At 40.2% G+C, this 21853-nt stretch carries 13 protein-coding genes; 10 read left to right on the forward strand and 3 right to left on the reverse strand.

Features of this window, described 5'->3' with window-relative positions; translation table 11 throughout:
• Positions 1 to 783 precede the first annotated feature (783 nt).
• Entirely contained in the window at positions 784 to 978 is a 195-nt protein-coding gene (locus GSQ74_RS09995) for a hypothetical protein (RefSeq protein ID WP_158992779.1), read from the reverse strand.
• Positions 979 to 1014: 36 nt separating this feature from the next.
• Between GSQ74_RS09995 and GSQ74_RS10000 the strand changes: the two genes are divergently transcribed.
• From GSQ74_RS10000 to GSQ74_RS10015, 4 genes are all read left to right on the forward strand, one after another.
• Positions 1015 to 1275, forward strand: coding sequence for a hypothetical protein (locus GSQ74_RS10000; RefSeq protein ID WP_158992781.1), 261 nt, complete (start codon positions 1015 to 1017; stop codon positions 1273 to 1275).
• Positions 1276 to 1744: 469 nt separating this feature from the next.
• Positions 1745 to 2902, forward strand: a complete 1158-nt coding sequence (locus GSQ74_RS10005; RefSeq protein WP_158992783.1) for a glycoside hydrolase family 130 protein — start codon at positions 1745 to 1747, stop codon at positions 2900 to 2902.
• Positions 2903 to 3001: 99 nt separating this feature from the next.
• The gene (locus GSQ74_RS10010) at positions 3002 to 4717 is read left to right on the forward strand and encodes a hypothetical protein (RefSeq protein ID WP_158992785.1); all 1716 of its coding nucleotides are present in this window, start codon (positions 3002 to 3004) and stop codon (positions 4715 to 4717) included.
• Positions 4718 to 4829: 112 nt separating this feature from the next.
• Positions 4830 to 7340 (forward strand): hypothetical protein, encoded by a 2511-nt coding sequence (locus tag GSQ74_RS10015; protein WP_254060854.1) that lies wholly within the window; start codon positions 4830 to 4832, stop codon positions 7338 to 7340.
• A 361-nt stretch (positions 7341 to 7701) separates the two neighbouring features.
• On the opposite strand, the gene GSQ74_RS10020 is transcribed toward GSQ74_RS10015, so the two are convergent.
• Positions 7702 to 8721 (reverse strand): LacI family DNA-binding transcriptional regulator, encoded by a 1020-nt coding sequence (locus tag GSQ74_RS10020; RefSeq protein WP_158992787.1) that lies wholly within the window; start codon positions 8719 to 8721, stop codon positions 7702 to 7704.
• Between the two features lie 353 nt (positions 8722 to 9074).
• Here GSQ74_RS10020 and GSQ74_RS10025 point away from each other — a divergent pair, with 353 nt between their 5' ends.
• From GSQ74_RS10025 to GSQ74_RS10050, 6 genes are all read left to right on the forward strand, one after another.
• Positions 9075 to 9986 (forward strand): ROK family protein, encoded by a 912-nt coding sequence (locus GSQ74_RS10025; RefSeq protein WP_158992789.1) that lies wholly within the window; start codon positions 9075 to 9077, stop codon positions 9984 to 9986.
• An 8-nt stretch (positions 9987 to 9994) separates the two neighbouring features.
• Positions 9995 to 11227, forward strand: coding sequence for a sugar MFS transporter (locus GSQ74_RS10030; RefSeq protein ID WP_216846718.1), 1233 nt, complete (start codon positions 9995 to 9997; stop codon positions 11225 to 11227).
• 186 nt (positions 11228 to 11413) lie between these two features.
• The gene (locus GSQ74_RS10035) at positions 11414 to 12577 is read left to right on the forward strand and encodes a glycoside hydrolase family 130 protein (RefSeq protein WP_158992793.1); all 1164 of its coding nucleotides are present in this window, start codon (positions 11414 to 11416) and stop codon (positions 12575 to 12577) included.
• 348 nt (positions 12578 to 12925) lie between these two features.
• Positions 12926 to 16207 (forward strand): TonB-dependent receptor, encoded by a 3282-nt coding sequence (locus GSQ74_RS10040; RefSeq protein ID WP_158992795.1) that lies wholly within the window; start codon positions 12926 to 12928, stop codon positions 16205 to 16207.
• 18 nt (positions 16208 to 16225) lie between these two features.
• Positions 16226 to 17740 (forward strand): RagB/SusD family nutrient uptake outer membrane protein, encoded by a 1515-nt coding sequence (locus GSQ74_RS10045; protein WP_158992797.1) that lies wholly within the window; start codon positions 16226 to 16228, stop codon positions 17738 to 17740.
• A gap of 18 nt (positions 17741 to 17758) precedes the next feature.
• On the forward strand, positions 17759 to 18820 hold the full coding sequence (locus GSQ74_RS10050; RefSeq protein ID WP_158992799.1) for a LamG domain-containing protein: 1062 nt from the start codon (positions 17759 to 17761) through the stop codon (positions 18818 to 18820).
• 530 nt (positions 18821 to 19350) lie between these two features.
• Here the strand turns inward: GSQ74_RS10050 and GSQ74_RS10055 are convergent.
• Positions 19351 to 21717 (reverse strand): outer membrane beta-barrel family protein, encoded by a 2367-nt coding sequence (locus tag GSQ74_RS10055; protein ID WP_158992801.1) that lies wholly within the window; start codon positions 21715 to 21717, stop codon positions 19351 to 19353.
• Between the last annotated feature and the right edge of the window lie 136 nt (positions 21718 to 21853).

Genomic DNA, 21853 nt, shown 5'->3' on the forward strand with positions numbered 1-21853 from the left:
TTCATCCTGAGCCAGGATCAAACTCTCCATTGTAAAATGTTTTGTTTGTTCACTGACCCTATTATTAATTAATAGAATCTGTGTATTATTATATATCTTTTCACAGTATTCACAGGTTTCATCAATTCGTTTGACTCGAAAATAATTAAATTTTCTTCCTGCTACGTTATATGTTATACCTTAAAACAAAGAACTTTTCGCCTTTCCTCACGGTTTGGCTTTTTATATTTCTACCATCATTGCGATGGTTAATCAATCATTGTTATTTAAGCGATTTCGCTTCCCTGATTGCGGGGTGCAAATATAGGATTGTTTTCTTTAAATAAAAATAAAAATAACTTTTATTTTAAAAGCATTAAAACGCCTCTTAAATACCCCACAAAACATTCTTTAATTTAATTAAATAAACAATTAATAAACAGCCAATTAAATGCACACACGGCAATAGGCCACAGTTTGAAGAGATAGAGAGCCATAGCCATACACAGGTGCCGTTACCTGCCCTGCCAGTAAGCGCTGGTTACGATTTCTTGAAAATTCCAATGCGGCGGGGGTATTAAGCGTAAGCTGTGATGAGTTGAAAGTGCCAGCTGATTTTAGTACAAAGCCTTAGATTTTCCTATTATAGATGATTCGGAGTTAGGGTGTAATGATTACTGTTGTTGTGTTAGCTTTGCTTTAATACCGGCGTATACGGCGTCAGGTGTCGGTGCCCACGACTTTATAAGCCGAAATATAATAATTGATATGCTGAATACCAGTAAAAGTGAAGCTTCCATTTGTTCAGGTCGTGTCTAACAGGATACTGCCGTTACAAGTCCCCCTGTATTTCGCCAGCAAAGTAGGATCAGAGTAAAGGCAAACCGCTGTTTTTGGAACATTTGCGCCGCCGTTGTCCTGTACGATAACCGTCAGCGTGGTAGCTACCGGTTTGACGTTTATTAACAGTGTGACCGGGTAATTTTTTACAGTTCCCATGCTAGCTGTAAGCATTTAACTACCATCAGCCACAGCATGTGCATAACGGGCTATGATAATAAGGCCGCCAATGGAGGATGTTTTCAGGTGCTCAATAGTTATGGAAAAAAACGGGGTTCTGGCGGATATATTTACATACCTTATTACGTATTTAAAAAGTGGGCAATTGCTGCTTTCGTAATCGATAACGACCCACACGACCCTCCTTCTCTTGCAAAGGTCAAAGATGGTAACCCTGCAAATAACACCCGTCCAGCGGCGGCGCCGGCTTCGCCAAACAGGACAGGACCAAGGTAATCTTTTCGAAAAAGTTTGCCTTTTTTAGACCGATTACAATTTCAATTGGCCAATGTAATTCCATTTAAACTTAAAACTGGGGAGATAACCGGGAATATTATCACTGATGACACTTATTATTTTATTTTATCATCGGTGGTAATATCCCCCTGATTAATATTACGCAAGTTTTTGCCCGTACAATACCATTAACAGATAGTTATTTAATACGAAGTAAACAACCTAAATAAATTTGAAAAACCGGTTTTATTACTTTAGCATTGTACACTATAACCATATTATAACTATTCGCTACTTATTTCAAAAATCGCGCTCAAAATTACAGTTGCAATAACGATGTAACTCGCTAGTTACATGCACTTTAAAATTGCGCGTACTTATGTTTTATATGATTATAGCAAGTCTTTTAAAGATTTCCAAACCGTTTTTTTTAAAATTTTAAACTAATTTAATAATAAGCCAATAACCAATGAAAAGAAAATTTACCAGCCTGTTAAGTGGCTTTTTGCTGTTGCTGTCCATTAACAATTCAATTGCACAAACCCAGCAACCAAATAAGCTTCCTGATTGGGCATTTGGAGGATTTGAAAGACCTCAGGGAGTAAATCCAATCATCTCTCCTACCTCAGAAACCAAATTTTTAGATCCCATGTCTAACAAACAGGTTTCATGGGAAGCTAATTTTACCTTTAATCCAGCAGCCGCGGTGAAAGATGGGAAAATCATTGTGTTATATAGATCTGAAGATAAAACGGGTGTTGAAATAGGCACCAGAACATCGCGGATTGGGTATGCTGAAAGTAATGATGGCTTAGTATTTAAACGAAATGCAAAACCGGTCATGTATCCGGGCAACGACAGCCAAAAGGAGTATGAATGGCCGGGAGGCTGTGAAGACCCCCGTGTTGCTGTTACCCAAGGTGGGACTTATGTTATGTTTTATACCCAATGGAATAGACAAGTGCCTCGCCTTGGTGTCGCTACTTCAAAAGATCTTAAAACGTGGGTTAAACATGGGCCTATATTTAAAAAAGCTTATGGCGGTAAGTTTTTTAACAAACCAAATAAATCTGCTTCTATTTTAACCGCCTTGGTTAATAATAAGCAAGTAATAACTAAGGTGCATGGCAAGTATTGGATGTATTGGGGAGAAGAGCATGTTTATGCTGCAACCTCAAACAACCTTATTGATTGGACCCCTGTAACAGATCAAAATGGAGAGCTTAAACAACTGATTTCGCCTCGTAAAGGATATTTCGACAGTGACCTTACTGAATGCGGTCCTCCTGCTATCATTACCAATAAAGGGATAATATTATTTTATAACGGCAAAAATAGTATTGGCGATAATGGCGACAAGCGCTTTACAGCCAATTCTTATTGCGCCGGGCAGGTTTTATTTGATAAGAATAATCCAGAAAAAGCAATAGCAAGGTTAGATGTCCCTTTTTTGCGCCCAATGGAACCGTTTGAGAAAAGCGGACAGTATGTAAATGGAACAGTATTTATTGAAGGAATGGTTTACAATAATAAAAAGTGGTTCCTCTATTATGGCTGTGCCGATTCTCGCGTGGGGGTAGCTATATATGATCCTGCACACCCTGCTGCGCCAGATCCAATAAAGTAATTCTAAGAATGATTAAACTATTCACCTACAGGTAATACTTGTAGGTGAATAGCTGTCAACAATAAAATGAACCAATATTATATTCAATCCATAATTTTCATGAAGAAAATTACTTTATGTCTGCTTATAGGGCTTTTAATATTTAATTCAGTATCAGCTCAAGTACCGGTAAAGCAAATTGCTATAAGGCTAGTTGATTCTATGCCCAATATTCCGGAAACATATAAAATGAAGAACTGGAAGCGTATTGTTAAAAAACAAGATACGCTACTTTATAATTTCACGGCAAAGGGAGCTTTTTTACCGCTTATATGGTGGGATAATAGTCATACTAATTTTCCAATAAAATCTTTCGGTATTCCAAGCTATGTGGGCTCTTTAGCAAATAGCTCAAAGAAAACCAATTATGAATCTTTACCCGTAATGGGTTCTGTAATCAGTGCTTCTTTAGTAGGCATTGACAAAAGCAATTACCACGGTAATGATTTTGTAACCATGTGCAAACAGTTTTACAATTCCAAAAACGGAGTAAACCTGGTAATGAACAGTGTTGACAGAAAACCGGGACAAACCTTTTGGTATGAAATATTTCCGGGTATGGCATTTAGTATGCTTGTAAACCAGTATCCCGGTAATAAAGACATCTCGGGCCTTATGAAATTAAATGCGAGTAAATGGATAGAGGCTATTGATGGGCTAAGTGCAGATCGAAAATATCCCGACTTTAATTATACCTCATATAATTTCAACACTAAAAAAGGGGTATATAACGGTATTTGGCACGAGGCCGATGCAGCAGCAGGGTTAGCATGGCTTGAATTTGCTGCCTGGAAAAAGTTTGGCGACGACAAATTTTTGAAAGCCAGCCAATCATGTATGCAATATTTACAAAACCGCCCTGCCAAAGACGGCCCGTTTTATGAATTAATGATGCCTTATGGAGCATACCTAGCGGTAAGATCAAATGCCGAACTGGGTACCAGCTATGATGAATTGAAAATGTTAAACTGGTGTTTTGATGGCAATAATACCGATAGAGATGGCTGGGGAGTAATCAGCGGCAAATGGGGAGCTTATGATGTTGACGGGCTGGTTGGGCAAAAGAAAAACGAGCAATATGCATTTGCAATGAATACATTTTCACAGGCTGCGGCGCTTGTTCCAATAGTTAAATACAACCCCGCCTATTCAAAAACAATAGGCAAATGGATTTTGAATCTGGCCAGTGCAAGCCGCTTGTTTTATGCTGATGAGCACCCCAAAAACCAGCAAAGCAGTGCTATATGGCAAGGCGACCCAGAGCATGTAATTTGCTATGAAGGTTTAAGGAAGGACCTAGACCATGGCAACCGGTTTGAGATATTTAAAGGGATACTATCAAACAATGGCCCATATGCCATAGGAGATCAGGTAAAAGACCAGGCTTCATTTACAGACATTTGCATTTATGGATCTGCATGGGCCGGCATGCTGGCCGCAATAGTAGATACTACCAATGTTAAAGGAATACTTAAATTGGATTGCAATGCCACGGATTTCTACTCGTCCAAAAGCTTCCCATCCTATCTCATATATAACCCCTACCCCGATAAGAAAAATGTGCTTTTTAATATAGGGGAAAAGAAAATGAATGTTTATGATCGAGTTTCCAAAAAGTATTTAATTAAAAATGAGAGCGGCAATATAAACATTTCTTTAGATGGCGATACGGCTGTGTCGCTCGTCTTAGTACCGGCAACCATAAAGATCGAGGAAAAGAACAAAAAGCTAATTGCAAATAATATCATTATCGATTTTAATACTGAACGCAAATAAAGGCCATCTATAACCCGTATTGGTTAGCCCAGGTTAATCCATCTGTTTTCTTGTCCTGTTTAATTGCATCAGATACTCAAACTAAATTTAATCAATTATAAATAATAACTATATGAACCAAGTTGAAACTTCTGGGAATATATCAAAAAATCAATTGCAGCGATGCCCTTTAACCCGGTACATGTTGCTGTCGTGCGTATTTATTTTATTAAAATGTGCTGTTGTTTCTGCACAGCTTTCGCTAAAAACCGCCGGTGATGCGCAGAGCGGCTTTCGGGTTAATGTATACAATGGCAAACAATTAGTAGTAACTAATACAGAGGAATTTTCTTTACAACTATTTAACCTTGACAGAACTACAGTAGCAAAGCTTGACCATTGGACTGGCCAGAAATGGAGTGGAAATAAAGACAGTATAACGCTTGCCAGAGATTTATATGTACCGGAGTTTGATGCCAATTTATCAGTAAATGTAACCTACCGCGTAATAAACAACAATGTTGTAAAAAAGACGATCAGGTTATTTCAACCGTCAATGCCTAAGATGTATTATATATTACAGGAAACCGCCAGACCCTCAGCAAAACCACAACGCTACGTAACCTTTGAGCATGATAATTTCCCGGGTGGTTTTGTACATGAAATGTTTCCGTCTGCGGGCTTTATCACCGCAGATAATAATGTAGTAGGTTTTTTAACAGATGCCGGTTATAAAAACCAATACAGCCGCAATACACGTCGCCGTTTCAGCGGGCGCGACCAAGGCTTTACAGGCTTGCGCCGGCTGCCCGATCCTGAACTGTATGCGGTTGCAAGCGCCTCAGAGCAGGCTGAAAACAATGAATACATCCGGCAAACTTTTGGCCAAATGTACAACCTTGATGCAGGTGACACCACCGTATTAAAACCAGGTAGCTCCTGGCAAAAAAAAGGTAATGCTGAAGTGGAAGAAAACCATGGCATAATATCCATTACCGGGCATAAAGGCGATGCCGCCGGAATAGAATTGATAGCGCCTTTTAAAGATCAAAAAATTTACACCATAACACTTTTGTGCAAAGGAAATACACCGCTTGCTGTAAAACTTTTCAGGGTTAAGAATGGGAAAAAGACGAGTGAGCTGGAGGATGGGATGAAATATGTTGATAACATTCCAGTAACTGAAGATAAATGGTCTGTTTTTAAAAGAAGTATAATGGTTCCTTACATTGACGGCGACAGCGTATCTGTATTCGTCGGCACACAATCGGGCAGGGAATGTAAGCTACAGATAAAAGATCTGCAGTTTATTGAGCACAATCCTCAGTCTGAACCTTATAATTTTCTCCCAATGGGCGAAAATGTTGAAAAAACAACCTATATCTTTGTTGAACCCTGGGTATCTCACCAGCAATTTATGATCTCGTCACAGTCGCGACTTGCAGAAGGTAAGGGCTTTAAGGGCTCGCAGATAGAAAAAATGCTATATGCCAATTTCAATATGCTTACCTGGGTGACAGATGTGGATAATTTTAAGCCATTTAACGTCCCTAACATGAACTATGCCCCGGATATGTATAACCGCGATTCCTTTTTTTCTACGGTATCAACTTATAGCAAAGAATTGAACCTGGCCATATGGGATGAATGGAGTAAAACACAAACGTCAAAAGGGTCTATCGGCACAATTATCACGCCGCTTATGGGATCGATAGAAGCAAAAGATAACGAAGCCACTATTGAGTGGTTAATGTGGGCAATGCTAAACAAACGCCGGTTTGGGGCAATCCTTCCACAGGATAAAATAAAAAAAGCCGTTGATTATGTATTGAACGAATTTGACCCTGACCGTGATGGGATATGTAAAACCCATTTCCCGATGAGCCAAATAGATATTATTGATTATAATCCCAAAACCGACCGGCTGGCTGTTGACCAAGGTATGCTGGTGATTGCGTTAAGAACAATAAAAGAACTGGGCTTTGCAATTTCGGATGCTTATATCCAAAAGGCGGAGAAGGGGTATCTAGCCTTTTATGATCCGAAAAGAAAGCACTTAATATTCGATAGGAATTTCCCTGATCTGATTTCGCTTACCGATCTCGAACCTGAGTTTTTTTCATTATGGTTGTTTAAAAAACCTATGCTAACAGACGAAATGGTGAAAAATGAACTGGATCAAGTACCTGCTCTTAACAAAGTTTCCAACTCGCCACATCCCGAATATGGTACCACGGCCCCAATCCTGATCAGACTTACAAAAGACAAAAAAGGATACGCTTTTTTAACCGGCGATTATCAGCCTTTTGGGAAATTTGGTGCGGAAAACTACAGCGACGGAAAAACCGATGGGTTTTACTACAACGGTGGCAGTTGGTTTAGGCCTGAGTATTGCGCCTATGTTGTAGGCTTAAAACATGGTTGGAAAAAAGCCCGGCCAATGATGGAAAACCGCATATGGGCCGAAATATACCTCAATCCCGAATGGCCGTTCAGTAAAGAATTTACGCCAACAAAATGGACCTCGACCGATAGCTGGTGGCCATCTACTAAGGGTTTATGTTGGAATGTCTTTATCCTGATGGCAGATGAGGTTGCAGGCTTGCGAACACCGGAAATGGATCCTGATTATAAAGCCAAATAAATCAATTTAATGTGGTACCTCTTAGTGGTGTTCATCAACTAAAACCATCGAACCTTAGATGGTTGCAACATCCGATATAACGGCATGTTTATAGGGCATTTACATTCTCTCATCATTATATAATCTGTTAATCAACAAATATTGGGTAAACAGATTATATAATGATGTTTAATCGGCATGGCCAGTCTCAGTTCCTCAAATAAAATAAGGGCAAAATTTTTCTGGATGTGTTTAGATTTAAAGCATATGAGATATTTGAATTCTTTGGTGACATCTACTTTTGAGATTCACATAATATCGACCATGCATCGATCCGTCAATACAACTAGTTTACTATTCACTAAGTGTAAAAGAAATTTGATTAAACCTGTTTAGTTGACCCTCTTAAAATCAATTCGGGTTGGATAATTACCTTGGTCACATCTTTTAAGCGCACTTTGTTTTCGAGTTTATCCAGGAGCGTTTTGAACAGTTGCTTAGCCATTTCGTCCAAAGGTTGTGCGATGGCGCTGATCGAAGGGTTATAAATATTAAATACATCGTGGTCGTCAAAAGCTATAACAGAAATATCCCCGGGCATATTCAAGCCCGATTCATTTATGGCTTTTATGCCGCTCAGCGCCAGGTAATTGGTGGCGAATATAATGGCGTCTAAGCCAGGATGATCACTTATAAACTGGATGGATTGCTTAATGGTTGTATCAGTATCGTTTTCAAAAGGTACTTTGAAGATCAAGGGCTTAAGGTTATGCTTTTTTATAGCATCTAAATAACCCGCTTGCCGCTCTTCCATCTGGCTTTGAACAGAGCTTAATGTAAAAAGGGCAATTTTTTTAGCGGAGGTTTTTATTAAAAGCTCTGCGGCATCAAATGTACCTTTATAGTTATCCAGCCCTACATAATCGGTTGGAACGGTTGGTAAATAACGGTCAAATAACACTACCGGTAAATTATCACTTATCAATGCGTTAATTTCGGGCTCAACCCCCTTAGGCGGCGTAATAATATAGCCGTCAATATGGCGCGCCCGCAGTAGCGTGATTAATTGCCTTGTTTTTTCGGGATCATTTTCAGTACTGCAATAAATTATCTTATAGCCGTTTTTGTAGGCCAGTGCTTCCAGATGAAAGGCGATATGTGAAAAGAAATAATCAGATATCTTTTCAACCATTAAACATATCATTTTTGTTTTGCCAGTGCTTAAACTTTTAGCAAGATAGTTGAGTTGAAACCCTTTTTCCTGAACAAACTTCAAAACCTTTTCTGTCAGCTCATCGCTTATTCTTTTTTCCTTTGCTTTCCCATTCAAAATAAACGAAACAGTAGATTTTGCAACGTTTAGTTCCTTCGCTATATCGTTGATTGATAGTTTTTTATTCATTTAATGGCTCCGATATTATTATAGTTACAAAATGCAAAATAAAGAAACAAGTGTCAAGAAAGGGAGCTGTAAAAATTTGACAGCTTGGGCCTTTGCAACACCGTAAATTGGCCGGCTTTTTACCTTCTTATCTGTGCTCTTGATTTATGGTTCCCAAATATATCATTTTCAATTTGCAAAACCGGTTTTATTAATTATTATTGTAGCTCGGGAAAAGAAATTGAATCTTCCCCGGCTTTGTTTGAACACCTGTGAAAACTTAGCACTTTATAAACCAATTATTTCGTCCTGGGATCGGTTATTTAACCTCAGCGGATGCCTGATAACAAATACAGACTACAAACAGATAAATAATGCAGATCAACAATTCACTATCCCCCCCCATTCTAACCGCCGATATAGGCGGCTCACATATAACAACCGGTATTTATAATACTAATACTCACACTATCCTGGAGAAAACCGTAATCAGGGTTGATGTGGTTAGTAAAGGGACAGCTGATGATATACTAGGTTCATGGGGGAACGCCTTTAAACAAGTGCTGAAAGATACAGGCCTTTCAGTATCAGGCTTAAGTATTGCTATGCCAGGGCCTTTCGATTACGAAAAGGGTATATCATATATTAAAGGGCTTGATAAATATGAGGCTTTGTATGGTGTGAGTATAAGGGAATCCTTGGCGGCCCTTTTAAAATTCGATCCGCAAATAATCAGGTTTCGCAACGATGCTGAATCTGCTATTGCCGGGGAGGTACTAACTGGCGCGGGACAAGCATATAATAAGGTGATGGGTGTAACCCTGGGTACGGGCTTTGGGTCGGCTTACAGCAAAAACAGGATTACTAAGGATATTAACCTGGGCAGTGAGCCCTACAAGGATACAATAGCAGACGACTATTTATCAACACGCTGGTTTTTAAAACGTTATAGTAAATTATCTAATATTGCTTTGACCGGAGGGGTTAAAGAACTCGCCTACATGGCCCCAGAAAGTAAAATTGCAAGGGATATATTTAAAGAATTTGCAATCAATATGGCTGATTTTCTCAGAATGCCTGTTGAGCAGTATGATCCCGAAGTATTAATTATTTGCGGCAACATTGCCAAAGCTTCTGAGTTTTTTCTTCCGCAGCTAAGCGAAGCACTGCACCCACTGGTTATTAGGTTAGCCCTGCTTGGCGAAAATGCACCGCTAATAGGTGCTGCGTCCATGTTTGATAATACGAACAGCAAGATGCCTTTTAATTCTGTAAACCAATTATAGCTTAACATATTATGCAAAAAGCAGCATTTATCGAGAAAAAGTTTGTCGTCAACTTTATTTTTGTAACCTCATTATTTTTAATGTGGGGTGTACTACATTCAATGAGCGACGTGCTCAACAAGTATTTCCAGGGTGCATTAAATGTTTCAAAATCCCAATCGGGGCTTATTCAGTTATCAGTTTTTGGCGCCTACTTCGTAATGAGTATCCCTGCGGGGTATTTTTTAAAGAAGTTTGGCTATAAACCTGGCGTGCTCCTTGGGCTGTCATTATTTGCTATTGGTACGTTCCTATTTGTGCCGGCTGCAAATGCTGCATCTTTTAGCTTTTTCAGGATCGCCCTTTTTGTTATGGGCTGCGGAATGGCGACCCTGGAAACAGTAGCGCACCCATTTGCTGCAGCATTGGGCGACCAGCGGACGAGTGACCGGCGTATTAATTTTGCACAGTCATTTAACGCGCTGGGGGCCACCGCAGGGCCACTGATCGCCTCATGGTTCCTTCTTAGCGTTACTGCCGGGAACGCAACAGATCTTACCTCTGTTAAATACCTTTATTTAAGTATTGGCGGTGTTATTACGTTACTTATCGTGGCTTTTTTATTTCTTAAAGTGCCCGTTTTGAATGATCCGCATGTTGCAGTAGCCGAAGTTGACCCGGAAGCTGTCAATGTAGATATAGCCCCCGAAAAAAAGCTATACCAGCATAAGCATTTTGTATGGGCGGTAGCAGCACAGTTTTTTAACGTGGCGGCGCAGGCAGGTACATGGGCCTTTTTTATTAACTATGGGCATGAGATAATGGGCTTTAGTAACCTGTCGGCGGGGAGGTATATGAGTATTTTTATGGCCATGATGATGGCGGGCCGTTTCGCCGGCACTTATCTGATGAAATTTATTGCACCTAACAAATTGCTGGCCTGCTTTGCATTGTGCAGTATTGTTATGTGCCTTATAGTAGCGCAGGGTTTTGGCTGGCCGTCATATATCGCTTTAATGATGATCAACTTTTTCTTTAGTATTATGTTTCCAACAATTTTTAGTCTTGGCTTAAAAAACTTAGGCAGCCATACACAGCAGGCATCGTCATTTATATCAATGGGTGTTGTGGGCGGGGCTTTTTTTCCTTTGATAATGGGACAAATTGCGAACCATAATGTTGCAAAAGCTTATTATTTGCCAATTATTTGTTATGCCGTTATTTTTCTGTTCGGCTATAAGCTGTACAAAGTGAAACATTAAGCACTTTTTTATGTAGTTATCGGAGTGTGGTCATTGTCGCGGTAAAATTGTTATTAATACCAGAAAAAGTTTTCCAGAATAAATTTGCAAAACCGGTTTTATTGATTAATATTGTTAATAATATATAAAACCGGTTTTGCAAAAAACAAACCGAATATTAAACCTATAAAATAATAAATACGCTTGATGAAGAAGAACCTTGTTAAACTAACAGGATTTTTAGCCTGTCTACTGGTTTTTAATTTTTCTGCAGCTCAAACAACAGATCAGAATGTTCTTCCTAAATGGGCATTTGGCGGTTTTGTAAGGCCGCAAAATATTAACCCTATTATTTCGCCCGATCCCAATGCGAAGTTTTTGGATCCTATGTCGAATAAAATGATTGGATGGGAAGCTAACTATACTTTTAATCCTGCCGCCACGATTAAAGACGGAAAAATAGTGGTGCTTTACCGTTCCGAAGATAAAACCGGCGTTGAAATCGGTACCCGGACCTCACGGATAGGTTATGCAGAAAGTAGTGACGGGCTTACTTTTAAAAGAAATGCCAGCCCGGTGATGTTCCCGGAAAACGATAGCCAGAAACAGTTTGAATGGCCTGGTGGCTGTGAAGACCCCCGGGTTGCCGTAACTGAAAAAGGGACTTATGTGATGTTTTATACGGAATGGAACCGCAAAGTTCCGCGCCTTGGTGTCGCTACCTCAACAGACTTGACCACCTGGATAAAAAATGGCCCCATCTTTAGAAAATTTTATAACGGAAAATTTGCCAATATAGCCAGTAAATCTGCCTCCATCCTTACAAAATTAAAAGATGGCCGACAGGTTATTACAAAAATCAACGGTAAATACTGGATGTACTGGGGCGAATCGCATGTGTTTGCGGCTACATCAACCAATCTTTTGGATTGGAAACCGGTAGTTGATAACAAAGGCGAACTCAAACAGCTGATGTCCCCCCGTCAGGGGTATTTTGACAGCGACCTTACTGAATGCGGGCCGCCAGCGATAATGACTCGTAACGGTATCATACTGTTTTATAACGGAAAAAATCATCCCGGCCAGGGCGGTGATAAACGTTTTAATGGTAATTCGTACTGCGCAGGGCAGGCCTTATTTTCTTTAACGGACCCGTCGAAACTAATAATCCGCCTTAATGTTCCTTTTTTACGCCCTATGGAACCATTTGAAAAAAGCGGACAATATGTAAACGGAACTGTTTTTATTGAAGGGATGACATACTTTAATAAAAAATGGTTCCTCTATTATGGGTGTGCAGACTCAAGGGTAGGCGTGGCTGTTTTTGATCCTTATAAACCAGCCCCACCTGATCCGATACCAATTTTATAAGCCTACTCTAGTTGATTTATCCGATATTTTTTAAATAACACATTATTAATTAATGGGTTGAGGGGAATTTTCGTCCTAAAATTTGAAAAAATAACCCTCAATTTTTCACCAGATATATCTGGTGCGCTACAAATAATCCCGGTTGTGACCTTAAAATAACCTGGATAAAAAATAACCAACGCCAATTAAACCAATGAGAAGAAAGGGGAATTTTTATGAGATAATTTACTAAAGAATATTACCCGATAAATAGAAATGTTAAGCATTTTTATTTTATCGGCAATATCGATGTGGCCATCTCTGGCTATATCAAAGCATTATTCAATTATTCACCTTAATTCAAAGTACATGAAAAAAACTTACGACTATTTCATCATCCGTCGATATGAAAAAGGAATGTGTTTGAGTGCGAAATTTACTTTTGCTTTGCTCCTGGCGGCATTAGTTCAGTTTTCTGCAAATGCAGACCCTCTAAATGGGCATAACCTGGTATATAATATCAATGGTTCATCCAAAAATAATTTTCCTTCAAAATCTGCCGCAGCCAAACTGCAGCTTGCCAATATAAAAGTAACAGGGAAGGTCACAGACACCAGTGGCGAAGCGCTTATTGGAGCCACAATTGGCCTGAAAAACGGCAAAAGCCTGGCAGTTGCCGATGTAAACGGCAATTTTACGGTAACAGTGCCTGAGAATGCAATACTAGTGATATCTTATGTTGGTTATCAAACACAGGAAGTTGCAGTAGAAGGGCGAACACAGATAAGTATTGTGTTAAAAGATGAGCCAGGCAATTTAAACGAAGTAGTTGTTACCGGTTATGGTACACAACATAAAAAGGATCTCACGGGGGCAGTATCTATCGTTTCGGCCAACGACATTAATGGTATAGCCGTTGGCGATGCCAGTCAAATATTGCAGGGTAAAGCCGCCGGCGTATCAGTAACCGAAAATTCGGGCGCACCAGGTGGCGGTATAGCGGTACAGATACGTGGTATAGGTACTATCAACGGGGTATCTCCGCTTTATATAGTTGATGGTATCCCTACACAGGATGGTATCAACGAAATATCGCCTAACGATATAGAAAGCTTTACTATTCTCAAAGATGCATCATCTGCCGCTATTTATGGTGCAAGGGCAGCAGGCGGGGTTGTAATTATCACCACTAAACATGGTGTTGCAGGTAAAACAAAGGTTAGCGCAAGTGCTTATACCGGGGTGCAAACCGCTCAGAATTTAATCCCGATGGCAAATAATGCCCAGTATATTGCAGCATATAACACTGCTGCGGTAAATGATGGCAGGCCAACCATAACCAATACTTTAATTAACTCTTTAGGTACCACTCCGGGCACTTACCCCCTGTCGAATACAAACTGGCTGAATGCATTACTTAGACCGGCGCCAATTAGCAATGCAAGTTTATCGTTAAGTGGTGGTAATGATAACACAACTTTTATAGTTGCGGGTAATTTCTTCAATCAGGATGGGTTAATCGAAAATTCATCATATAACCGCTTTAACCTACGTACGGCTATCAACAGTACATTATCAAAATACCTTAAAATAGGTACTAATGTTAATCTGGGCTATTCGAAACAACGACAGGTTGGCGACTCGGGAGATGGTACTATAGGTGCTGCCAGCGTGGTTCGTTATGCTTTATTTCGTACACCGGGTACACCTGTTCGTGATCCAAGCGGTCAGTTTGTATCACTTCCGGAACAAGACCAAAGTACCGGTGGTATAGGCAACTTTTTAGGCGATGGGTACAATCCTGTACAATTGGCGGCTAATACAGATAATAATTTTTATAACTATAGTATTTTGGGTGATGTATTTGCAGAGCTGACCCCAATAAAAGGCCTGAAAATTAAGTCGGACTTAGGGTTAGATCTGTCATTACTTGACAATAAGCAATTTGATCCAACATTTGGGACACCTTCGAATGATCAATATCAAGGCATGTTTGGGCAACCAACACAAACAGTTAACTCGCCTAATGCACTTTCGCAATCACAAACCAATACTGTAAATTATAACTGGACTAATACCGCTACTTATGATTTAGCCATCCGAAAACATGTATTTTCGTTTTTAGCAGGTACAGAAATTATTAAAAATGATGTGCAGACTTCGGGCGAATCGACACAAGGATTTGTGAATCAATCACCAGCTTTTCAATATCTTAGTAACGGAACAACAAGTTATGATTTAAACAGTGGTGGCGAGACTCACTTGGCGTATTCTTCTGTATTTGGCCGGGTGAACTATCAATACGACAACAAATACTTGGCGTCTGTGAATTACAGATGGGATGCATCATCGGCACTGGATCCTGACGCGCAATCTCAAAGTTTTTACTCAGGTTCATTAGGATGGCGCATTGATCAGGAAGATTTCATGAAAGATATAAAACCCATCAGTACCTTTAAGTTAAGGGCCAGTTACGGTCAGGCGGGTAATGCTCAGGGTATAGGTAATTATCCTTACGCTTCATTATTGAGTGGTAACTATTATTATCCCTTTGGTGGTACATCTAATCAGGGGTATACTATATCAACTATCGGTAATCCAAATATCCGTTGGGAAACCAATACACAAACAGATGGCGGAGTGGACTTAGGATTTTTCAACAATGCACTATTGCTTACCGTAGATTATTATGTTAAAAACACAAGCAATGTATTGATACCAGAACCGGAACCATCGAGTGCCGGAAATGCATCGCCTCCTACAATTAATGCCGGTAAAGTACGGGATAAGGGCTTAGAGATTGAATTGACTTACAGACAGGTTATTAACAACGATTGGAACTACAGTATAAAGGGAAATTTTGCCACGTTGAACGATGATGTTGTATCGCTTGGAGGTGGCGCTCCTATCCCCGGCGGGCAGATTGGCAGTGATTATATAACGCTTACTCAGGTTGGGCATCCAATAGGGTCATTCTATTTATTGCAAGACGAAGGTATTTTCCAAAATCAGCAACAAATACTTACCCATGCTTATCAAGGCCAGGGTATCCGCCCTGGTGATGTAATGTATAAAGATGTCAATGGCGATGGTGTTATCGATCAAAACGACCGGGCTTTTTCGGGAAGTCCGATACCGAAATTTACTTACGGTATGACAGCTAACGTTCAGTATAAAAACTTCGATTTAAGCCTATTCTTTCAAGGTGTTTATGGTAATAAAATTTATAACCAGGTGGCTACCGATATCGATGGCTTTTACCGGCCGTTTAATATAACCGAAACAACAGCTACCAAAAGCTGGACAGGCCCGGGATCGACCAATACCTATCCGCTTTTATCCTGGAACGATGCTCCCAATAACACGCAGTTTTCAACTCGCTTCCTTGAAAGTGGATCTTATTTAAAATTAAAAAATGCCCAATTAGGCTATAAGTTAAACCCAAATGCGTTAAAATATATTGGCATGTCATCAGGAAGGATTTATGTTAGTGCTACCAATTTGTTAACCATTACGAAGTACACCGGATTAGATCCTGAAATGTATCTGAACAATAACAATGCGGGTGATGGACCGAGAGGTGCAGGTATCGACTGGGGAACTTATCCATCGGCGCGAACAATTACTATTGGTGTTAACGCAAATTTCTAACCTCTAATTTATAGAAAAATGAAAGCAAAAAATATTTCAATGTATATATTGGCCATCCTGGTCCTGATAGGTGCGGGATGCAAAAAGATACTGAATCAACCAGTATTAGGTCAATACACCCCAACTAACTTTTTCACAAACGATGCAAATGCTACGCTTGCTATAAATGCCGCTTATGTCCCGCTTACTTTTACCAACAGTTCACCAAATAATTTGATATGGGTGTTAGGCGATGTTGCTTCGGATGATGCAATTAAAGGTGGTAATGCAGGTGACCAGTCTGATTTTACCTTAATTAACCAATTTAATATCTTGCCAACAAACTCGGCAGTGCAGGATGTTTGGTCGCAATATTATAACGGGATTTTTGCCTGTAATGTAGTTGTCGATGGATTGGCTGGCAATAAAGCTGTGTCCGCACCGGTGCAACAGCAGGTATTAGGTCAGGCAGAGTTTATACGAGCCTACTGCTATTTTATTTTGACTAATTGCTATGGTGCTATCCCCTTACACCTGCATGTGGAAACACCTGCACAAGCGCAGAAGCCCCGCTCATCACAAGCCTTGGTTTATGCACAAATAGAGGCAGACTGCACAGCAGCTGCCGCTGCGTTACCAACCAGCTGGACTGGGGCTGATCTTGGTCGTGCTACTAAAGGGGCTGCATTGGCTTTGCTTGCCAAAACTTACCTGTTTGAGGGTAAATGGGCTTTGGCGGCGTCTACCGCACAAGCGGTTGATGCTCTAGGGATTTACAGCTTATTACCTATTTTTTCTCAAAACTTTCAGGCGGCTACAAAAAACAATGCCGAAGGTATATTTTCCATTCAGCATCAAAGTGGTTTAACGCCATCTCAGGGTAATAATTTAAACCAATGGTTTGCACCACGCACTTTAGGTGGGTATGGGTTCTTTTATCCTACTCAAAGTTTGGTTAATAATTTCGAGGTTGATAATGGGGTAGCCGATCCTCGTTTGAACTATACCGTTGCCCAAGCCGGACAGCCTTATTTTGATAGTGCATTCGATCCTACATGGACTACTACAGGCTATTTAAGCAAAAAACATTGCCAGCCTTTATCTGAAATACCTGCTAGCATTAAGGGCGACGGTAATTTGAACTATCAGGCAATTCGCTTTTCGGAGGTGTTATTAATTGAGGCTGAGGGTTTAAACGAAAGTGGTAACAGCGCAGGGGCATTAGTTCCGCTTAATCGCGTTCGTGAAAGGGCACGAAATAGCTATAAATACGATAGCACTTTGCCAGGATACCCTGTAGTGCCAGCTAGTTTATTGCCTGATATTACGTCAACAGATCAATCTACAGTACGCAATGCTATACGTGTAGAAAGGCGTTCGGAATTGGCATTAGAGTTTCATAGGTTTTTTGATATTATTCGTTATGGACAGGCTTACGCTAATGCTGCTTTGCAGCCTAATGCCCCTAACTTTAATTATACGGCTAATCAGTTTTTCCCGATACCAGAAAGTGAAATTGAAACTAACCCAAATATTGGGACGACAATTAAATAGTTTTTTAAATATAGAAAAATGAAAAAACAGAAAAGGTCAATAACAGCGATCATCCTGATGATAGTTGCTGTTGTAACGGTGTTTCAATCGTGTAATAAAAACAATACTGCTGTTATCCCTGGTAATCCCGCTGGATTAACTGCTGCCATTGATTCGGCCACAGCGGTATATAGCAGTACGGTTGCTGGTCATCAGGCTGGTGAATACGATTCGACACAAAGAGTGTTACTTAATAAGACAATAATTTTGGCAAAAGGTGTTGCAACAGGAAGTTTTACCCAGCAACAGTTTAATAATACAATAAGCAACCTTTACCGGGCTCTGGCTGCTTACCAAAGTTCAGTAGTGGTGGATGTATCACCGTTAAATTTGGTTGCCGAATGGAAGTTTGACGGAAATGCTAATGATGCATCAGGAAATGGGCATAATGGTATCTTGAAAACCGGATATATTGGTTCGAGTGCTGCTACTGCTGTAGATGGCGGTACATTACCAACCTTAGTACCCGATCGTTTTGGCCGGGCTAATATGGCGTATCATTTTACCAATGGTGCTACTGTTGATGTTCCGTTTAGTCCTGCGTTTAACCCGCAAAGCTTCACTATTAGTTTATGGTTGAGCAGAGACGGCACAAATGGCAATAATTATATGGTTTCGTTTGACCGATGGAATGGGTATAAATTCCAATTGCAAAGTGGTAATTTACTATTTTTAACTGTTAATACTACAGTGAGCGATCATGACCAGGATGACGGTGGCCCTTCTATTACTAATCCAAATGTATGGACCCAGGTTGCTGTTTCATACGACGCCGGTACAGAAAAATTTTATATCAACGGAAATTTGGTAAGTACAGAAACATTTACAGCTGGCAGCCTTATCCCTGTACCTTCTACAGTTGATTTCACAATCGGTAATGAGTTGTTAGAAAGTGATTATAGCCTTACCAATTCAAACAGCCCTAATTATTTTTATGGAGGCGATTATTTCATAGGTTCATTAAGTAACATTCGTTTTTATAATGTGGCGTTAAGCGACCAGGACGTGCATTCTATTTGGTCAATTGAAAGTGCACCATGATAAACATCGCGATTGATGTATTCAGCAGGCGTATGCTTCATTTTATGTTTACCAAAAAATAAAATCGTAAGCGATTGCGTAGTACAATATCAATCAGAGAAATGATGCAAAGCGAAAATCAGTAAATTTTATTGATTATTAGCTTGTTAAAGAGGCACCCTAGTGGTGCTTCTTTAATAAAATCATTTTTATATTTATAGGGTTAATTTCGACTTGGCTGTAATAAACGTGTCCAATTATACGATTTGAGTGGCAAATTAGTGTATTCAACTACAATAATCTAATCCAGCGATGTTGTGCAACGGCCACATTTTGTGATAATCATCCTGCCATTCATTATGGCAGAATGATTAAAATGTCAAATCAAGCACAACATTCAATTTTCATCAATTGAGACAGTTTTTCAAGCAGATCAAATTTCTTCCGAGTCGGATGACGGAAAACTGTATAACAACCATTTGAATATTGAGCCTAACCCTTTCCATATTTGAACTTTAAATTTTTTCGCAAACGAGGCTAGACCAGCTCATTTACATACTCAGCCTTTCCTTTACATCATCATGGTCGCGCTCTTTAGCAGGAGTTGATTTTTTGCCGAATTTGTAAGACACACTCAAACTAACGCGCCTGCTATCGTAATAGCTGGAACCAGTCATGTGCAGTATTCCGGCATTAGTGCTTAGGTTATAGCCGCTGCCATTGAATATATCATTAACGCCAAGTTTTACATTCAATTTTTTGCCTGCAAACGCTTTGGACAAGCCTGCATTAACCATTGAGGTATGTGAAATATTATATAAACCATACACGCTTGATGAATTGTAAATGCCTGTAAGTTCTGCTTTAAAGCCCATTGGCAATGTAAATGTATTCATGGAGTTAACGTTATAGCTAAATTTCCCTTGGCTATAAGCGCTGCCACCGGCATCATTGCTGTAAAAGGAATTGTACAGCCCCACCACTGTATTATTACTGTTCCACCATTTGGTAACAGCAACCGGTAATACAAGGCTCAGGTTATAATTCTGTTCGCGGGTAAAGTTTGCTTTTGTTATTGTCCATACTTGTGTTTGCTCATCCTGTTCAATAAAATCTGTAATAGCATCCTTAGTATAAGTATAGCCTAATGTTATTGCCAAGCTGCCGACAGCTTCAGTTAATTCAAAATCCTGACTGTATGCCGGTTTAAGTTCGGGGTTGCCTTTCTCCTGCGTATAGCGGTCAATGGGGGTAACAAAAGGTATGAGCGATACATAATTAGGACGGTTTATTTTGCTGGCATAAGAAAAGGTAAGCTCATTGTTGGCAGAAAACTTTTCGTCAGCCATTAAGCTTGGGAACAGATCAAAATAATTTTCGTGTAACCCAGTGCTGCTTAATGTGGCCTGCGTTTGTTCAGCGCGTAGTCCCGCCTGTAATTTCAGCGTGCCCAATTGCCTGCTCAGGTCAAAATATCCAGCTGCTATATTTTCATTATAAGCCGTATTGCTCAGCTCAGGCACATTGGTAAGAGAATTAACCTGCATATCTGTTGATTTGTTGAAAGAGTTAGTATACAAATCCTTAACACCTGCTTCAAATAGGGTATTAGTATCCAGCGGAAGTGCGTAATCGCTTTGAATGGTGGATACATTGAACAAGGTATTTGTACGTGTAACCGCTGAGTTGTATTGCACCGGATTACTGCCACTTGCATCCACCAGCTGGCCATCCATGTCCTGCCTGCTAAGGCCGCTATAATGTACCTGGTTAAGGTCAATGTTCAATAGTTGCCCCTTGTTATCCAGCTTGTGCTGGTAAGCCAGATCATACAAAGTGAAATTGTAATTACCACCTGGCTTGCTATCAGCTGTCAATACCGAATCGAGCTGTTTACTACTGAAATAAGTAACTGCTTTTGCACGGTTGTTGGATTGTATGTACGCCCCTTCTACCGAAGCGCTAAGGGTGCTGTTTTTTGTTACCTCATAATCAAAACCCAATTTTCCGGTTTCTGTAACACCATGTGTCCAAAGCTCGGTTGGTGTTTGCAGCTGCTCGGCTTGGCTGCCTGTGTTAAGCGAGCGGTCTGTTTCTTCGTTACGGTCGCCTTCGGCATCTCTTACATTAGCGGCACCGTATACATTTACTTTACCGGTACGGTAATTAAGCAGTACGCCACCACTGTATTTGCCATAGTTGGTTCTGGCAGCGGTTAAACTTGCGGTGCCGTTCAGCCCCATACCGGTACCTTTTTTTGTAATGATATTTACGATGCCGCCCGATGCTGATGCATCATATTTGGCGGAGGGCGTGGTGATCACCTCAATACGTGCAATATTTTCTGCAGGCATATTTTGCAGCAAGGTTACTGCTGTTTCTCCCGGCACTATCTTTCCATTCAGCATAACCAGCACGTTTTGTTTACCTTTTATGCTGATGCTGCCGCCCGGTTGCACGTTTACCAGGGGTGTCATGCTAAGCAGTTCCATTCCGGTGTTGCCTATAGCAACAATACTGTTCTCTACATTAAATATGGTTTTGTCTGCCCGGTGTTCAACCAACGGTTTAGCCACTTTAATAGTAACTTCGCTTAGGCTGGTTGCTTGTGCTGCAAGTTGAATGTTTATTGTTTGATCAGCGCCCGTCACGGCTATATTCATAGTCTTTTTTACATAACCCATCATTTGCACGGCCAGTAAGTATTTTCCTGCTTTTGCTTTTTCAAATCTAAAGCCGCCGTTATCGCTGGCCAATGTGCCTTTTACCTGCACTGAGTCGGGTGTGGTTAATAAGCTTATGGTTGAATAGGATAATGGCTGATGAGTTGTCGCATCGGTTATTATGCCGCTTATGTTTTGAGCAAAAAGAAAGTTACTTAGTAATAATAGTACAAAGCTGAAGAAGATTGATTTCATATGTGGGTTGTGTTGATTTATGATCCAAAACAACCGTATAAATGCAGTATTAATAAATCAAATTGACCAATGCCCGGAATTGTCGTATCAACTTTTAAATACGGCTGACATTCACGAAAAATGAACTGTTCTAACT

Source organism: Mucilaginibacter sp. L196, assembly GCF_009765905.1.
GTDB lineage: Bacteria > Bacteroidota > Bacteroidia > Sphingobacteriales > Sphingobacteriaceae > Mucilaginibacter.

Excerpts from the sequence above, each read along its gene's own strand:
- GSQ74_RS09995 (WP_158992779.1), bottom strand. The coding sequence starts at position 978 with ATGGGAACTGTAAAAAATTACCCGGTCACACTGTTAATAAACGTCAAA.
- GSQ74_RS10040 (WP_158992795.1), top strand. The coding sequence starts at position 12,926 with ATGAAAAAAACTTACGACTATTTCATCATCCGTCGATATGAAAAAGGA.
- GSQ74_RS10045 (WP_158992797.1), top strand. The coding sequence starts at position 16,226 with ATGAAAGCAAAAAATATTTCAATGTATATATTGGCCATCCTGGTCCTG.
- GSQ74_RS10015 (WP_254060854.1), top strand. The coding sequence starts at position 4,830 with ATGAACCAAGTTGAAACTTCTGGGAATATATCAAAAAATCAATTGCAG.
- GSQ74_RS10000 (WP_158992781.1), top strand. The coding sequence starts at position 1,015 with ATGTGCATAACGGGCTATGATAATAAGGCCGCCAATGGAGGATGTTTT.
- GSQ74_RS10025 (WP_158992789.1), top strand. The coding sequence starts at position 9,075 with ATGCAGATCAACAATTCACTATCCCCCCCCATTCTAACCGCCGATATA.
- GSQ74_RS10035 (WP_158992793.1), top strand. The coding sequence starts at position 11,414 with ATGAAGAAGAACCTTGTTAAACTAACAGGATTTTTAGCCTGTCTACTG.
- GSQ74_RS10050 (WP_158992799.1), top strand. The coding sequence starts at position 17,759 with ATGAAAAAACAGAAAAGGTCAATAACAGCGATCATCCTGATGATAGTT.
- GSQ74_RS10010 (WP_158992785.1), top strand. The coding sequence starts at position 3,002 with ATGAAGAAAATTACTTTATGTCTGCTTATAGGGCTTTTAATATTTAAT.
- GSQ74_RS10020 (WP_158992787.1), bottom strand. The coding sequence starts at position 8,721 with ATGAATAAAAAACTATCAATCAACGATATAGCGAAGGAACTAAACGTT.
- GSQ74_RS10005 (WP_158992783.1), top strand. The coding sequence starts at position 1,745 with ATGAAAAGAAAATTTACCAGCCTGTTAAGTGGCTTTTTGCTGTTGCTG.
- GSQ74_RS10055 (WP_158992801.1), bottom strand. The coding sequence starts at position 21,717 with ATGAAATCAATCTTCTTCAGCTTTGTACTATTATTACTAAGTAACTTT.